The 14,467-nt window shown below is 65.2% G+C and carries 16 protein-coding genes, 1 tRNA gene and 1 riboswitch; of the genes, 9 read left to right on the forward strand and 8 right to left on the reverse strand.

The window, feature by feature from the left end:
* Positions 1-77 precede the first annotated feature (77 nt).
* Positions 78-1,256, forward strand: coding sequence for an extracellular solute-binding protein (locus LDL28_RS08265; protein WP_233058119.1), 1,179 nt, complete (start codon positions 78-80; stop codon positions 1,254-1,256).
* Here the strand turns inward: LDL28_RS08265 and LDL28_RS08270 are convergent.
* The 4 genes from LDL28_RS08270 to LDL28_RS08285 form a co-directional block, all read right to left on the reverse strand.
* The gene (locus LDL28_RS08270; RefSeq protein WP_233058120.1) at positions 1,247-1,975 is read right to left on the reverse strand and encodes a CbtA family protein; all 729 of its coding nucleotides are present in this window, start codon (positions 1,973-1,975) and stop codon (positions 1,247-1,249) included. The two genes, LDL28_RS08265 and LDL28_RS08270, sit on opposite strands and share 10 nt — an antisense overlap.
* 27 nt (positions 1,976-2,002) lie before the next feature.
* Positions 2,003-2,197, reverse strand: a riboswitch (cobalamin riboswitch).
* Between the two features lie 34 nt (positions 2,198-2,231).
* Positions 2,232-2,861 (reverse strand): peroxiredoxin, encoded by a 630-nt coding sequence (locus tag LDL28_RS08275; protein ID WP_233058121.1) that lies wholly within the window; start codon positions 2,859-2,861, stop codon positions 2,232-2,234.
* A gap of 34 nt (positions 2,862-2,895) precedes the next feature.
* Positions 2,896-4,041 carry a lytic transglycosylase domain-containing protein gene (locus LDL28_RS08280; protein WP_233058122.1) on the reverse strand — a complete coding sequence of 382 codons (1,146 nt, stop codon included), beginning with the start codon at positions 4,039-4,041 and terminating at the stop codon, positions 2,896-2,898.
* Between the two features lie 137 nt (positions 4,042-4,178).
* On the reverse strand, positions 4,179-5,015 hold the full coding sequence (locus tag LDL28_RS08285) for an aldo/keto reductase (RefSeq protein WP_370636372.1): 837 nt from the start codon (positions 5,013-5,015) through the stop codon (positions 4,179-4,181).
* 182 nt (positions 5,016-5,197) lie between these two features.
* Between LDL28_RS08285 and LDL28_RS08290 the strand changes: the two genes are divergently transcribed.
* The 3 genes from LDL28_RS08290 (at position 5,198) to LDL28_RS08300 (ending at position 8,098) form a co-directional block, all read left to right on the forward strand.
* A complete protein-coding gene (locus LDL28_RS08290) occupies positions 5,198-6,235 on the forward strand; it encodes a dipeptidase (RefSeq protein WP_233058124.1) in 1,038 nt (345 codons plus the stop codon).
* Between the two features lie 80 nt (positions 6,236-6,315).
* Positions 6,316-7,614 (forward strand): adenosylhomocysteinase, encoded by a 1,299-nt coding sequence (gene ahcY, locus LDL28_RS08295; RefSeq protein WP_233058125.1) that lies wholly within the window; start codon positions 6,316-6,318, stop codon positions 7,612-7,614.
* 82 nt (positions 7,615-7,696) lie between these two features.
* Complete coding sequence (locus LDL28_RS08300; RefSeq protein WP_233058126.1) at positions 7,697-8,098, forward strand: DUF3597 domain-containing protein; 402 nt, start codon at positions 7,697-7,699, stop codon at positions 8,096-8,098.
* 15 nt (positions 8,099-8,113) lie between these two features.
* Here LDL28_RS08300 and LDL28_RS08305 read toward each other — a convergent pair whose 3' ends face one another.
* Positions 8,114-8,290 (reverse strand): hypothetical protein, encoded by a 177-nt coding sequence (locus LDL28_RS08305; protein WP_233059320.1) that lies wholly within the window; start codon positions 8,288-8,290, stop codon positions 8,114-8,116.
* Between LDL28_RS08305 and LDL28_RS08310 the strand changes: the two genes are divergently transcribed.
* Both LDL28_RS08310 and LDL28_RS08315 read left to right on the forward strand, forming a co-directional pair.
* A complete protein-coding gene (locus LDL28_RS08310) occupies positions 8,235-9,296 on the forward strand; it encodes a CorA family divalent cation transporter (protein WP_370636373.1) in 1,062 nt (353 codons plus the stop codon). The genes LDL28_RS08305 and LDL28_RS08310 overlap by 56 nt on opposite strands.
* 212 nt (positions 9,297-9,508) lie before the next feature.
* The gene (locus LDL28_RS08315; RefSeq protein WP_233058128.1) at positions 9,509-10,321 is read left to right on the forward strand and encodes a BglII/BstYI family type II restriction endonuclease; all 813 of its coding nucleotides are present in this window, start codon (positions 9,509-9,511) and stop codon (positions 10,319-10,321) included.
* On the opposite strand, the gene LDL28_RS08320 is transcribed toward LDL28_RS08315, so the two are convergent.
* Together LDL28_RS08320 and LDL28_RS08325 are read right to left on the reverse strand one after the other, a co-directional pair.
* Complete coding sequence (locus tag LDL28_RS08320; RefSeq protein ID WP_233058129.1) at positions 10,318-11,001, reverse strand: MT-A70 family methyltransferase; 684 nt, start codon at positions 10,999-11,001, stop codon at positions 10,318-10,320. The genes LDL28_RS08315 and LDL28_RS08320 overlap by 4 nt on opposite strands.
* 233 nt (positions 11,002-11,234) lie before the next feature.
* Positions 11,235-11,309, reverse strand: a tRNA-Gly gene (locus LDL28_RS08325).
* A 220-nt stretch (positions 11,310-11,529) separates the two neighbouring features.
* On the opposite strand from LDL28_RS08325, the gene LDL28_RS08330 reads away from it, so the two are divergent.
* From LDL28_RS08330 to LDL28_RS08340, 3 genes are read left to right on the forward strand one after another with little or no spacing between them, the layout of a single operon-like run.
* A complete protein-coding gene (locus LDL28_RS08330) occupies positions 11,530-12,492 on the forward strand; it encodes a tetratricopeptide repeat protein (protein ID WP_233058130.1) in 963 nt (320 codons plus the stop codon).
* The gene (locus LDL28_RS08335) at positions 12,489-13,259 is read left to right on the forward strand and encodes an LON peptidase substrate-binding domain-containing protein (protein ID WP_233058131.1); all 771 of its coding nucleotides are present in this window, start codon (positions 12,489-12,491) and stop codon (positions 13,257-13,259) included. The genes LDL28_RS08330 and LDL28_RS08335 overlap by 4 nt, the downstream gene beginning before the upstream one ends.
* A 44-nt stretch (positions 13,260-13,303) precedes the next feature.
* On the forward strand, positions 13,304-13,498 hold the full coding sequence (locus LDL28_RS08340) for a Trm112 family protein (RefSeq protein WP_233058132.1): 195 nt from the start codon (positions 13,304-13,306) through the stop codon (positions 13,496-13,498).
* A gap of 18 nt (positions 13,499-13,516) precedes the next feature.
* Here LDL28_RS08340 and panC read toward each other — a convergent pair whose 3' ends face one another.
* Positions 13,517-14,374 (reverse strand): pantoate--beta-alanine ligase, encoded by an 858-nt coding sequence (panC, locus tag LDL28_RS08345; protein ID WP_233059240.1) that lies wholly within the window; start codon positions 14,372-14,374, stop codon positions 13,517-13,519.
* Positions 14,375-14,467: the final 93 nt, after the last annotated feature.

A 14,467-nucleotide genomic window follows, 5' to 3' on the forward strand; every position in this document is an offset into this window, starting at 1 on the left:
GCCATGGGCGGGCTGTCCGCTGGACCCTGCCTGGATACAGGTCCATGCTGCGGATTGTCCTTCAGGAGTTTTTTTCCATGCCCACACGCAGCCGTCGCGGCAGGTCCGTTGCCGTAACGACCGCCCTCATCATCATGGCCGCCCTCGGCTCCGCCCCGGCGCGGGCGGCGGATGATGCGCTGAATGTGCTGACATGGTGCGATCATGAAGACCCCGAACTGCTCACGCCCTTCGAGCAGGCCAACAACGTGCGCATCCACTTCAAGGATATCGACAGCACGGACGCCATCCGCGCCATCGTGCGGCAGTCACAGCCGGGGGACTGGGATGTCGTCATCATGGATGAGACGGACGCCCCGCGCCTCGCCGCCGACGGGCTGCTGATGGCGCTGGACCCGGCGGACTTTCCCGCCGCCGAGGTGCCCGCCCCGATTGCCGACCCGGCAACGGGATCCTATCGGGGGCAACTTTATTCCGTGCCCGAAAAATACGACTACAACGCCGTGGCCTTCAATCAGGCGCGTATCAACGCCGCCGACATGAACGACATCAACGCGATCTGGCAGCCGCGCTATCGCGGGCGGATCGCGATTTATGACAGTTACCTGCCGGTGCTGTCCTATATCGCGCTGGCCCTGGGCCGGGATCCCGCCCATCTGGTCGATGCGGACCTGCCCGCCCTGCATGCCCGGCTGGCGGCCCTGCGCGCCAATGCCGCGCTGGTGGACGACATGCCCGGCGTGCAGCAGGCGCTGGCCGATGGGCAGGTGGATATTGTGGTTGGCGGCGGCGCATGGACCACCGCCGGCGTGGATGAAGACGGCGCCGTCGCCGCCGGCCCGGCCACGCCAGCGGCGGCCCGCACCGACCTGACCTTTACCGTGCCCCGGCAGGGGGGCATGCGCTGGCAGCACGGGATTTCGGTCATCGCGGCCTCGCAGCGCAAGGCGCTCGCCCTTGCCTTCGCACGCTATCTGCGCACGCCCGCCGCGCAGGCCCGGCTGGCCACGTCATCATGTTACCGGGGCATGCCAGCCAGCCCCCTCGCCCCGCTCGACGCCGCCGACAGGGCAGCCCTGCACTGGGAAGACCAGCCCGCCTACATCGCGGCAAGCCACCCCTATCCCGTCATGGACCGCGCGATGGACGGCAGGCTGCGCGCCATGTGGGACGACGTGATGAAACATGGCGCGGGCGCGCCTGTCGCGCCCCCCACCCCTGTCCGGGCGGGGGACGACGAGACGGCTCAGCCGTAATGCGCGCTGTTCCGGCGCGCCAGGACCCGGTCCGCCAGCGTGCCGAATATCAGGCCAAGACCGCCCCACAGGACCAGTTGCATGCCCAGCGCGGCCTCACGAAAGCGCCACAGCACCACGGCGGGGAAATTATCGGGCACTTCATGAATGTCGGGCAGCGCCCATTGTAGCAGGGCGACCAGCACCACGAACACGGCCCCGCCACATAACGTGGCGTTCCAGTGGCCCATCCGGGCGGCCAGCGCCCGCCCGGCCAGAACCGCCAGTGTCAGCGCGCACAGCGAAAAGACCACCATCTCGAAATACGCCACCGTACGCATGCCGATCGTTTCCGGCTGGCCCACAGCGGGGGGATTGGCGGGGTATTTCAGGTCAGGCACCACAACCACCGCCAGAAAACCCGCCCCCGCCAGCAGCAGCGCCAGCATACGGGGTGAAAAACGCCCGATCCGGCCATAAGCGGTCGCGAACACCAGCGCGAACAGGCCCCCATAGGCGGCGCCGTACATGATGGCGGCAGTCAGCAGGCCAAGCGACGCCTGCACCCCCCGGCTGACCAGTTCCGGCTCCGGCGGTTCACCGGACGCCGCATCCAGCGCGGATTCAAAGGCAATGGCCAGGTTGACCTGCGGTTCCCCGAAGATCCGGGCGAAACCGAAGGCGAGACAGGCCGCGAGAATACCGGCCAGCATGCCTCGCAGCAGAAGGCGCCCGGCCATTAGCGGATACCCCGGCGCGGGGGGATGGGAAGAAAGGTCATGGAAATCAGGTCTCCTGTCGGGAAAGCGCGTCCCGCAACGGAAATAAGGCCCTATCCGCCGGAGGGGTCTGACTTCCGCATGTCCGCATGCGGTGTACAGTGGCGCGACCGTGCCGGAGTCTCACCGGCTTCCCACCCACGGATGACGAAGGCGGCAGTCAATACCGCGCCCGCACCCAAGTCAATGCGCCATAAGCCAATGCGCCAGCCGGCCCTTACGGTTTGGCAGGGGATGCGGCCGGGGGAAGCGAAACCCGGCTGGCCTGCCCGTGGGCGGCGCGCCACTGCCGCAGCGCATCGAGCGTGTGGGTCACGTGGCCTTCGGGCGAAAGCGCGCTGTAGGCGTAGATGACCTTTCCATCGGGCGCGATGACGTAGGAGGTGCGATTGGCGCGGTTGAGCAGCGGCAGGCGGCTGTCATACATGCGCGCGATCTGGCCCTGCGGGTCGGCGGCGACGGGAAAACGGCCATGGCCCTCGCTTACGGAAAAGCGGTCGAGGGTCGGCATGTCATCGGTCGAGACGCCAATGACCGTGGCCCCGAGGGCGGTGTACTGATCCATGGCGTTGGCGAAGTCATGCGCTTCCATGGTGCAGCCACGGGTAAAGGCGGCGGGGTAGAAATACAGCACGACCGGCCCCTGCCGCAGCGCATCGGCCAGATGGAAGCTGAACTCGCTGCCATTGCGGGTGGCCCTGGCATCGAACAGCGGGGCCTGGCTGCCCACCGGCAGGGCGGCACGCGCGGGGGAGAAACATACGAACCCGGCGAAAGCCAGCACCCCCACCAGCGGCAGGCACAGTCCCGGCAGGCACCAGCGCGAACGCCTGTAAAAATACCTCATGTTTCCTTATCCCCCGCAAACGGGGCCACTGTCTTCATGTGGTCGGTGGCAGGATCTGGCATCCACCCCCGCCCAGTTGCTGGCAGATCTTCTGCGCCGCCTCGTGCGACAGGCCGGTCAGCCTTGCACGATAGACATGACCATGTTGCGATGCAACGCTCGCAACCTGCGTATGTATCCCGCCAAAGGAAACTTTGGCCCGGGCCTGCCCCGCCGCCTGCGCCGCCTGCCCGGCCGAACCGAAGGCCCCCACCTGCACCGACCAGGCGCGCCCGTCCGCCATGCTGATGACACCCGGTTGCCCCGAGGCCGGGACCATGGGGGCGATGCCGCTGTGTTCACGCGCGCTCCATGCCGCGCGGATCGCCGCCGCCTGCGGCGAAATGGCCAGTGTGTCGGTCGCCGGGGCCTGCTGCCGGGCCGAAGCCGAGGCCAGCAGCCTGCGGCCCCGGTTGCGTCCCTGCTGCTGCGCCTGCGCGCGGGCAAGCGCGCGCGCCTCGATCAGCATGTCCGCCTGGGAACGGTTGGCGGGCGTAACACCCGCGATCCGTGGCCCGATGGAAGCGACATAATCGCGCGTTTCCTTGGGCAGGGTATGGTAGCGGTCCAGAAACTCATCCAGTCGCCCCGGCCCGCTGTTATAGGCGGCCAGAAAACCCGGTGAGCCGTAAATATCGTACATTTCACGGATATAGGCCGTGCCCGCCACGATATTGTCGTGCGGCTCGAACGCATCGGGACCGAGGCTGTAACGCGCACGCATCTCGTCATAGGTGGGGGGCATGAGCTGCATGAGCCCCATCGCCCCGGGCAGCGAGGTCACGAACTGCCCATTGCGGTAAAGCTGCCCGCCCGACTCGCGCTGCATGACCTGCCGTATCCAGATATCAGGCACATCGAAACGCTGGGACGCCTCGGTAATATAGGGCCCCCACGGGTCACCGGGCGGGCCGGGCGGGGTATAGCTGGCATGGGCGCGGGCGCGGTAGGAATCGGCCTCCTGCAGCATCTGTTCATCGCTCATCTGGCGCGGGCCGTTCTGGGCGCAGGCGGCCAGCATCCCGGCCAGCCCGAGCGCGATCCAGTGCAGGAAAGGGCGGCGGGAGGCGGATGGACCACCCCTGACCGTATCATTGCCGCCCGTGGTGTCAGATACCGCCCCTGCCTGCGCTGCCGCCATATGCTGTCGTGATCCCGCTCATGCCCCTTAACCCATGCCGGATGGACCGGCATGACCCGCCCGGGCGGAAAGGCCACGCACCATAACAGCGTGGCCCGGGCTTGCGCAATCCTGCCGCGCACGCCGTGGGCCGGGATTTATTCCTCGGTGCAGGTGGCGGGGTCTTCCCCGGTGCGGTGGCCCGGCGCGTCCAGCGTGGCGAGGTCGCGCATGTCCTCATCCGTAAGCTGGAAGCTGAAGGACTGGAGGTTGGCGCGCATGCGGTCGGGATGCGCGCTTTTGGGAATGGGTACCGAGCCGGTCTGCACCACCCAGCGCAGCATGACCTGCACGGGCGATTTTCCGTGCCGCTCCGCCACGCGCCGCAGGGTCGGGTTTTCCAGTATCCGCCCCCGGCCCAGCGGGCTCCAGGCTTCGGTCAGGATGCCGAGCCGGGCATGGAGGGCGCGCTGCTCGGTCTGGGCGAAGTCAACATGCATCTCGATCTGGTTGACGGCGGGGGTGACGCCGGTCTCGTCAATCAGGCGCTGGAGGTGTTCGGGCAGGAAGTTGGAAACGCCGATGGAGCGCACGCGCCCCTGGTCGCGCAGTTCGATAAGGGCCTTCCAGCTTTCCACGTACAGATCCTTGGCGGGCAACGGCCAGTGGATGAGGTAGAGATCCACATAGCTCATCTTCAGCAGTTCAAGGCTGCGGTCGAAGGCGCGCAACGTGCTGTCATATCCCTGGTCCGCGCCACGCAGTTTGGTGGTGACAAAAATGTCCTCACGTCCGATATCATAGCTGATCAGCCCCGTTCCGACCCCGCTTTCATTGCCATAGCGCGATGCCGTGTCGAACAGCCGGTAGCCCGCGTCAAGCGCCTCGCGCACCGCGCGTTCGGCCTGCGGGTTGTCCAGCGGGTAGGTGCCGAAACCCATTGCCGGAATCCTGTGGCCGTCATTCAGGGTAAGCAGGGGGATGGTGGTCATGATCGTTCCTTCGCCAGATGCCCGGCCGTCGGGATGCCTGTCGTGCACGAAGGCATGGGCGTGCGGGCCGGGGCGGGACGTGTCGCCTCTGCCCAGCCTAACGATATCGGGCCCAGTCCGTTTTATGCCCAGTTTTCAGGACTGGGCTGCATATGGTTCATTGTCACCGTTCAGAAAGGACCCCCATGACCGATCCATCCCCCCCATCAACCGCCGACCTGCACCATGAAATCCTGACGCTGGATACGCATGTCGATATTCCATGGCCCGACCGTGGCGACTTCGCCACCGGCGCGCCGTCGCGTCGGCTCGACCTGCCGGGCATGCGCGCGGGCGGGCTGGGGGCGGCGTGCCTTGTGGCCTATGTGGGGCAGGATGCGTGCGATGCGGCGGGGCATGCGGCGGCCTCCGCCCGGGCGGAGGCCATGCTGCGCGTGATTGCCGGGCTGGGCCAGATCGCGGACGTGCGGGTATGCGACAGCGCCGGGGCCGTGCGCGCGGCCCATGCGGCGAGCGACATCGCCCTGATCCCGGCGGTCGAGAACGGCTACGCGATCGGGGAGGATCTGTCCCTGATCGCCACGTTCCGCCGCCATGGCGCGCGTTACATGACGCTGACGCATAACGGGCATAACCGGCTGGCCGACTCGGCGCGTCCCATGCGGCATCTGGGGGATCCGGACAGCGTGCATGGCGGTCTTTCGGCGCTTGGGCGCGACGCGGTGGTGGAGATGAACCGCGTGGGCATGCTGGTCGATGTTTCCCACACGGCGCGCAGCACGATGATGCAGGCGCTCGAACTGTCCCGCGCGCCGGTCTTCGCCAGCCATTCCTGCGTGCGCAGCCTGTGCGACCACCCGCGCAACCTCGATGACGGACAGCTTGACGCCCTGAAGGCCTGCGGCGGCGTGATCCACATCACCGCCATGGACGCCTTCCTGCGCCCGCGCGACGTGCGCGAGGCGCGTGCCGTCACGGTGGCGGATTTTGTGGACCATATCGATTACGCCGTGCAGCGAATCGGAATCGCGCATGTCGGCATCTCGTCCGATTTCGATGGCGGGGGCGGCATACGCGGCTGGGCCAATGCCGCCGAATCGGGCAACCTGACGGCGGAACTGCTGCGGCGCGGTTATGACCGCGCCCAGATCGCGGCGCTGTGGGGGGAAAATTTCCTCCGCATCCTGAAACAGGCCGAAGATGTGGCCGACACAATGGCGTGAACATCGCTGCCCGCCCGCTCTGGATCACTTGCCCCCAACCGGCTATATCCTGTGCCGGATTGATGAACATGGGACAAGACATGACCACCAGCACCGACTACAAAGTCAAGGATCTCTCACTGGCCGAGTGGGGACGCAAGGAAATCTCCATTGCGGAAGGCGAAATGCCGGGCCTTATGGCCCTGCGCGCGGAATATGGCGCATCCCAGCCGCTCAAGGGCGCGCGCATCGCGGGTTGCCTGCACATGACGATCCAGACCGCGGTCCTGATCGAGACGCTGACGGCGCTGGGGGCCACGGTCCGCTGGTCTTCGTGCAACATCTTCTCGACCCAGGACCAGGCCGCCGCCGCCATCGCCGCGACGGGCGTGCCGGTCTTCGCGTGGAAGGGCCTGACCGAGGACGAGTTCAACTGGTGCATCGAGCAGACGGTCAAGGGACCGGACGGCTGGACGCCCAACATGATCCTCGATGACGGTGGCGACCTGACCATCCTCATGCATGACAAGTACCCCGAACTGCTCGAGGACGTGCGCGGCCTGTCCGAGGAAACGACGACGGGTGTCCACCGCCTGTGGGAAATGGCCAAAAAGGGCCTGCTCCGGGTGCCGGCCATCAACGTGAACGACAGCGTGACCAAGTCGAAATTCGACAACCTGTACGGCTGCCGTGAAAGCCTGGTGGACGCCATCCGCCGTGGCACGGACGTGATGATGGCGGGCAAGGTCGCCGTCGTGGCCGGTTACGGCGACGTGGGCAAGGGTTCCGCCGCCTCCCTGCGCAACGCGGGCTGCCGCGTGCTGGTGACGGAAGTCGACCCCATCTGCGCGCTTCAGGCCGCGATGGAAGGTTATGAGGTCGTGACGATGGAAGAAGCCGCCCCGCGCGGTGACATCTTCGTGACCGCCACGGGCAACGTGGATATCATCACGCTCGACCACATGCGCGAGATGAAGCACCGCGCCATCGTGTGCAACATCGGTCACTTCGATTCCGAAATCCAGATCGGCGCGCTGCGCAACTTCAAGTGGGACAACATCAAGCCGCAGGTGGATGAGGTCGTCTTCCCCGATGGCAAGCGCCTGATCGTCCTGTCCGAAGGCCGCCTGGTGAACCTGGGCAACGCGACGGGCCATCCGTCCTTCGTCATGTCCGCGTCCTTCACCAACCAGACGCTGGCGCAGATCGAACTGTGGAACGCGCCGGAAAACAAGTACGAAAACAAGGTCTATACCCTGCCGAAGCATCTTGATGAAAAGGTCGCGGCACTGCATCTGGCCAAGGTGGGCGCCCATCTGTCCAAGATGACCCCGAAGCAGGCCGAATATATCGACGTACCGGTGAACGGGCCGTTCAAGAACGACCTGTATCGTTACTAAGACTTAAGTAACCACTACGGGTCCCGATACGCGTAACCGGCCCGGCATCCGCCGGGCCGGATCCTTGATGGAGAACGAGAATATGAGCATCTTCGGTTCAATCATGTCCCGGATCTTCGCGTATACGGGCCTCGACCACGCCAGCGCCGCGCCCCCGGCAGCGGCCCCGGCCGCGCAGTCGGCTGCCGCCACCACGGCACCAGCCGCCGCCCCCTCCCCCGCCCAGCCGGTGGATGTGGATGCCGTGCTGGGCGCCATGGCCGCGAAAAACCCGGAAAAGCTGAACTGGCGCACCTCCATCGTTGACCTGATGAAGCTGCTGGGGCTGGACAGTTCCCTGACCGCGCGCAAGGAACTGGCCACCGAACTGCACTACACCGGGGATATGAACGATTCCGCGTCCATGAACATCTGGCTGCACGCGCAGGTCATGCAGAAACTGGCGCAGAACGGCGGCAAGGTTTCCCCCGACCTGCTGAAATAAGACGGGACGGGGCGATTACCGGGCGGGCGGACAGGCGGGGGCCAGCGGGCACGACGCGCCTGCCCGCCCGTTTCGTATTGGCCCCGCCAGAACCGACACGACACCCGCGACACGCGGCATGATGGAGGGATACGCGATGGAGACCGTGCCCGATTTCCCCTTGGCCGACAGCACATCCCTGCTGTCGGACATGCCATCGGCCGCATCCGTGTCCAACGGGCTGGTCTGGGCCATTGCCTGCCGGGCGGGCCACCGCCCTGTGCGCCTGGATGACGGGCAGATCGTCCACGCGCTGGAAGGTGGCTCCCCCCCCATCCCGGATTCATGGGTCTGGCTGCATTACGATATCGTCCATACAGCCAGTCGCGCCCACATACAGGCCATACCCTGCCTGCCCGAAGAGGTACGGCTTGCGCTGGGCAGCACCGATCGCGGCACCAATGTGGAGGCCGAAGGCGACATCGTGTACGGCGCACTGCCGGGTTTTGACGATGCGATGTCGGAGGATGACAAGAACCTCTCGGCCTGGCGTTTCGCGGTGCTGCCCGAACTGCTGATCACGACGCGCCGCCAGCCGGTTCCAGCACTCGGGATGGTCTATCGTGCGCTGCAGCGCGCCGATTCCTTCGATTCCCCCGCCGAAGTGGTCGATTACACCTTGCTGGAATTCGCCGATACCGTGCGGCGCAATATCGCCATGCTCGACGACAAGCTCGACCGGGCGGAGGATCTGCTGCTGACACTGGACCAGCACACGGATTTCGGGCGCATAAGCGGGCTGATCGGGCGCGTGCGCCGCCGTTCGACCGAATTGCGGCGCGTCATCTCGCCAGTGGACCGTATTTTCCATAACGAGGATCTGGAACTGCCCGAATGGGCGGAAGACGACATACGCGACCGCTCCCAGCGCCAGATTCACGCAGCCCTTGACGATCTTCTGGCATTACAGGACCGCGCGCGCTCCCTGCAGGACGAACTGGCTTCAGGGCAGGCGGAAGAAACCAACCGCCGCCTTTACACCGTCTCCATCGTGACCACGCTCATGCTGCCCGCCACCTTTGTCACCGGGTTTTTCGGCATGAACACCGGCGGCATGTTCCTGGCCACGGGCGCGCTGGGCACGGTGGAGGCAGGTGGCATCTGCTTCATATTCATGATGATTACGTGGCTGCTGCTCAAGATCATGAAGCTGCTGTAAGCTGCTGCTCATGTGGTATATGAAAACTTGGGCGAATGTATCATCCTCTTCTTTTTCTGAATAAAAAGAAGCAAAGAGACTTTTACTATTTTTCCATTATTTCTTCTTAAGCACATAATGCTTAAACAGACAGATGTTTTTTGGTTCTTTTTTACAAAAAAGAACACAAACCCCACCGCGAATTCATCAGTCCCGACAGGATGGGAATACATATGACCGATACGACCGACCTCCCCCGGGTCATTTCGATCACATCGCGGGACAGGGTGGACAGGCGGCTGTTTCCGGATGGGTTTTTCGATCTTTACGAAGTTCTCAGTTACCGGAACGCGGCGCAGATTCTGGCCGCATCCTGCCCGGATGAATTCCGTGAACTGACGGAAACATTAATGGGATTCCGCATCGCACCGGACGACATCATCGCAGGGGGCGGCAATAAATCGCGCATCGCCAAGGGGGTGGAAGACCTGTTTCATCCGCTCGGCTGGCGTGAAACCCGCGTGACGGCGGACCTGCTGATCAATCGCATCACCTACACCGACCCGTCCAAACGCGGCAGGGCGGCCCCGCGCCAGATCGAACGTTACAAGATCGACGCCTTCGTTGATGGCCACAAGATTGATTTTGTCAAAAACCGCGTGGCCTTCGACATGGAATGGAATTCCAAGGACCAGACTTTCGACCGCGACCTGTATGCCCTGCGCAGCTTTTATGACTGCAACATAATCGCGGCGGGCGTCCTGCTGACGCGCAGCCGCGAACTGGTGCCCGCCTTCAACGAACTGCAGAGCCGTTCCCCCACGGAAATGAGCAAGGGCAAATTCGGCGCTTCCACCACATGGATGGGCAAGCTGACCTATCGCATCGAAGCCGGGCGCGGTGGCGGGTGCCCCATTCTGGCCCTTGGCTTCAGGCCCGCCCTGATCGACACCTTCGAGGCGTGGAAAGACGCCCATCCGGTCATCCGCAACACCCCCGCCCTGGACGTGACCGAGACGGAAAGCGATGACGAGACGGAAGGTTAGTCAACGCCCAGGGGCGGTTTGGTCTCGTTACTGGCGGCTGCACGTTCATTCGTGCTGTTATGCTTGTACGTCTCCCACGTAGGCGCGTAATTCTCGGCCTGATTGCCCCATACGGACCAGCCCTGGCGCGGGCCACGGGCAAACATTTCCAGATAAGGCCCCGGTGAGCAGGATTCGATCAGGTCATACTGTTCATCGGGCTTGCGGCTGTGTTCCCGCTTGCGGGTCGCCAGATAGTTGACCTGGGTGCGGCCGGGCGCAAGCGTGCGGGCGTTTTTGCCCCGAACCCCGAATAACAGGATTTCCGTGACATTACGGAAGTAAAAGCCCACGCCCCGGCCATCGGAACCGCCATCCTTGCGGATTTTATGCCAGATGATGTTGGATTTGTAAGTAAAACCCCATTCCGACATCACCCGCAGGCCATCGGGCAGAAGCGCGTTGGGCACCCACAGGTACAGGTGCGCCGTCTCCGCCGCCGCCTGCGCCACCGGCAGGGCACAGATGTCATCCAGCGTCATGGTTTCATAACGGGTGAGCCGACGGTGCTCGGGCGCGACCTTTCCGGTCCGGTTCGTGAACTGCCAGGGCGGATCGGCCAGAATGGTCCTGGCCTTGCCCATGCCGACATCCGCCAGGAATTCCTGCCCGATATCCTGTGCTGCGCGGGTTCTGGGCATGGGGCACCGTTCGTATTCTGTTCACAATCAATCGCAAGGACATCAACCGCCATCACGCCCTGTGATGGATACCGCCTGCGGGACTCAGGGGCAAATGATTTGAATGCCCGGACGGGAAGAATAGCAGCCCCCGCATGGGGAAGCGCCACGGTGTCCGGCCTGGGCCAACGCCAGGCCTGAAAAACAAAAACAGCCCCGAAGGGCTGTTTGAAACCGCTGATTTTCTTGAAATCTGGAGCGGGCGATGGGATTCGAACCCACGACCCCAACCTTGGCAAGGTTGTGCTCTACCCCTGAGCTACGCCCGCGCTCCGTATCGGTGAGGCGGTGTTTACGGTAAACCACCGGCACGCGCAAGAGGGTAAAAATGCTTTTGGCGAATTTTTTTCATCCCCCCACAAGACGGTTGCGGCCATGGCGTGGAATGCCAATCTATCATGAAGCGACAAGAACCGGCCACCATGGGCATAAAGGCACATGCCGCCTTCTTTCCCATGCTGGCCGCAGACCAACAGGATACAGAACCAGATGGACTACATTATCGGCCAGACACCCCGGCCCGCCAGTTCCGGCCCGGTTGCCGCAGCACCCGGCGGCGCGCCCGACCCGGTGATGGACGGCACCCAGAACACCTTCATGCATGATGTGGTGGAAGCGAGCCGCGACGTGCCGGTGCTGGTGGATTTCTGGGCGACGTGGTGCAACCCGTGCAAGCAGCTCACCCCGGTGCTGGAAAAGGTGGTGCGCGCGGCGGGGGGCCGGGTGCGGCTGGTCAAGATTGATGTGGACGCCAATCGCGCGCTGGTGCAGCAGCTCGGCCAGATCGGCCTGCCGCTGCAGTCGATCCCGCTGGTCGCCGCCTTCTGGCAGGGGCAGATACTGGACATGTTCCAGGGCGCGAAACCGGAAAGCGAGATACGCCGGTTTATCGAAACCGTGCTGAAGGCGGGCGGCGGCGCGCTGCCGGCGGCGGACCTGATCGACGCGGCCCGCGCCGAGATGGAGGAAGGCCGCGCCGAAGCGGCGGCGGGTCTGTTCTCGCAGGTGCTGGAAATCGAACCGGAAAATCCCGCCGCATGGGGTGGCCTTGTCCGTGCGTTCATTGAAATGGGTGAAGATGAAGGGGCCGAAACCGCGCTGAAGGACGTGCCCGAGGCTATTGCCGGCCATGCCGAAATCACCGGGGCGCGGGCGGCGCTCGAACTCAAGCGCGAAGGCCGCAAGGCGGCGGAGGAAGCCGAGGAAATCCGCGCCCGCATCGCCGCCAACCCCAAGGATTACGCCGCCCGTTTCGAACTGTCCGCCGCCCTGAACGCGGCGGGCAAGCGCGCGGAAGCCGCCGATGAACTCCTGGCCATCATGAAGGAAGACCGGCAGTGGAATGACGATGCCGCCCGCCTGCAGCTTATCCGCCTGTTCGAGGCATGGGGCCAGACCGATCCCGCCACCATCGCCGCGCGGCGGCGCATGTCCTCGCTGCTGTTTTCGTGACGCGGCATGACAGATGGGGGACCGTCATAATCCATGATGACATCCCCCGCCGCATTCCCCAGCTCGGGGACATGACCCTGGCGGATTTTCCGGTGGAGCTGGGGCTGTTTCCCCTTGATGAGGCCCTGCTGCTGCCACAGGGGCGGCTGCCGCTCAATGTGTTCGAACCGCGCTATGTCGCGCTGGTGGAGGACGCGCTGGCGGGCAACCGCCTGATCGGCATGATCCAGCCCCGCCCGCTGGACGGGATGGAAGACACCGGCCCCGACGACGACATGCCGGACGCCGGAATGGATGACGGCCACAGCGACACCCCGCCGCTGTACGGCATTGGCTGCGTGGGCCGCATCACCGCCATGACCGAACGCGCGGATGGCACCTACGCCATCACGCTGACGGGCATCGCGCGCTTTCGCCTCCTGCGCGAGACGGCGCTGCGCCGGGGGTACCGGGTGGGGCGGATTGACGTGTCCTCCTTCGTGGCGGACATGACGGACAGCGAGGATGACATCCCCTTCGACCGGGAGGGACTGCTCAATGCGCTGCACGATTTCTGCGAGGCGCAGGGCGTGAGCACGCAGTGGGACGCGCTGCGCCAGATGGATGACGCCGCCCTGCTGGTCACGCTGCCCATGATCTGCCCGTTCGGCACCGCGCCGCGCCAGATGATGCTTGAAGCCCCCACCCCCGCCGCCCGCGCGCAGATCCTGCGCAATCTGCTGGACGGGGCTGGACATGAACCCGAGGAGGGTGCATCCCCCTCGTGACCGATGTCGCATGAATGATCGCAACCTGCATGGGATACGCCGCCATGACCGAAACGCCACCCGCACCCCCGCTTGATCCCCGGCTGCTGTCCGTCCTTGTCTGCCCCGTGACCAAGGGGCCGCTGGTCTATGACCGCGAGGCCAGTGAACTGATCAGCAAGCGCGCGGGGCTGGCCTTTCCGGTGCGCGACGGCATTCCCATCATGCTGCCCGACGAGGCCCGCAAGCTCGACGCCTGACCCGCCGCGGCCACGCCTTCAGGCAGGGGGCGGCACGGGCATGCCGTCTATCAGGCGCACCGTCCCCAGCCATGCCGCCGCCAGCAGGCGCGCGCGCGTCGTCGTGGCGGGCATTGCATCCAGGGGCCGCAGGTCGGTCTCGGCCCGTAGTTCCACGTAATCCACCGGATCGAAACCGGCGGCGGCCAGTCGTGCCGTGGCCCGCGCCAGCGCATGGGCCACATCCGCCCCCGCCGCGATGTCCCGCGCGCAGGCCTCAAGCGTGCGGGGCAGGGCAAGGGCCGCCTGGCGCTGTTCCGCCGTCAGCCGCCGGTTGCGCGATGACAGGGCCAGCCCGTCGGGCTCGCGCTTCGTGGGGCAGGTCACGATCTCGACCGGCAGGTCAAGGTCGGCCACCATGCGGCGGACCACCTGAACCTGCTGGAAATCCTTTTCCCCAAAAAAGGCGCTGTCCGCCAGCGTCTGCATGAGCAGCTTGCACACCACCGTCGCCACGCCATCGAAATGCCCCGGCCGCGCGCCGCCGCACAGCCCCTCCGACACGCCGGAGACCGTAATGCGCGTGGCGAAGCCGGGCGGGTACATCTGCGCCGCCGTGGGGGCATACAGCACATCCACCCCGGCATCGGCCAGCAGGCGTGCATCCGCCTCCAGCGTGCGGGGGTAGGTGGTCAGGTCATCGGCGTTGTCGAACTGGATCGGGTTGACGAAAACCGTGGTGACCACGCGGTCCGCGCGCGCGCGCGCCGCCTGCACCAGGGACAGGTGGCCCGCATGCAGCGCGCCCATTGTCGGCACCACGCCCACGCGCTGCCCGGCCTGTTTCCATGCCCTGACACGCGCGCGCAGCTCGTCCACGGTGCTTACGATTTCCATCGACTGCATTCACCCTGTTCCTTTCCACGGTCCACGGCCGTGCGGGTGGCAGGCCGGCGCATGCTGCTTACCACCATTCCCGCCCGGGCGTGA

Origin of the sequence: Komagataeibacter sp. FNDCR2, assembly GCF_021295395.1 — a bacterium.
Taxonomy (GTDB): Bacteria; Pseudomonadota; Alphaproteobacteria; order Acetobacterales; family Acetobacteraceae; genus Komagataeibacter.

Excerpts from the sequence above, each read along its gene's own strand:
- LDL28_RS08310 (WP_370636373.1), top strand. The coding sequence starts at position 8,235 with ATGGAGACCGTGCCCGATTTCCCCTTGGCCGACAGCACATCCCTGCTG.
- LDL28_RS08270 (WP_233058120.1), bottom strand. The coding sequence starts at position 1,975 with ATGGCCGGGCGCCTTCTGCTGCGAGGCATGCTGGCCGGTATTCTCGCG.
- LDL28_RS08320 (WP_233058129.1), bottom strand. The coding sequence starts at position 11,001 with ATGCCCAGAACCCGCGCAGCACAGGATATCGGGCAGGAATTCCTGGCG.
- LDL28_RS08290 (WP_233058124.1), top strand. The coding sequence starts at position 5,198 with ATGACCGATCCATCCCCCCCATCAACCGCCGACCTGCACCATGAAATC.
- LDL28_RS08315 (WP_233058128.1), top strand. The coding sequence starts at position 9,509 with ATGACCGATACGACCGACCTCCCCCGGGTCATTTCGATCACATCGCGG.
- LDL28_RS08300 (WP_233058126.1), top strand. The coding sequence starts at position 7,697 with ATGAGCATCTTCGGTTCAATCATGTCCCGGATCTTCGCGTATACGGGC.
- LDL28_RS08265 (WP_233058119.1), top strand. The coding sequence starts at position 78 with ATGCCCACACGCAGCCGTCGCGGCAGGTCCGTTGCCGTAACGACCGCC.
- ahcY (WP_233058125.1), top strand. The coding sequence starts at position 6,316 with ATGACCACCAGCACCGACTACAAAGTCAAGGATCTCTCACTGGCCGAG.
- LDL28_RS08280 (WP_233058122.1), bottom strand. The coding sequence starts at position 4,041 with ATGGCGGCAGCGCAGGCAGGGGCGGTATCTGACACCACGGGCGGCAAT.
- LDL28_RS08275 (WP_233058121.1), bottom strand. The coding sequence starts at position 2,861 with ATGAGGTATTTTTACAGGCGTTCGCGCTGGTGCCTGCCGGGACTGTGC.
- panC (WP_233059240.1), bottom strand. The coding sequence starts at position 14,374 with ATGGAAATCGTAAGCACCGTGGACGAGCTGCGCGCGCGTGTCAGGGCA.
- LDL28_RS08305 (WP_233059320.1), bottom strand. The coding sequence starts at position 8,290 with ATGTCCGACAGCAGGGATGTGCTGTCGGCCAAGGGGAAATCGGGCACG.
- LDL28_RS08330 (WP_233058130.1), top strand. The coding sequence starts at position 11,530 with ATGGACTACATTATCGGCCAGACACCCCGGCCCGCCAGTTCCGGCCCG.
- LDL28_RS08340 (WP_233058132.1), top strand. The coding sequence starts at position 13,304 with ATGACCGAAACGCCACCCGCACCCCCGCTTGATCCCCGGCTGCTGTCC.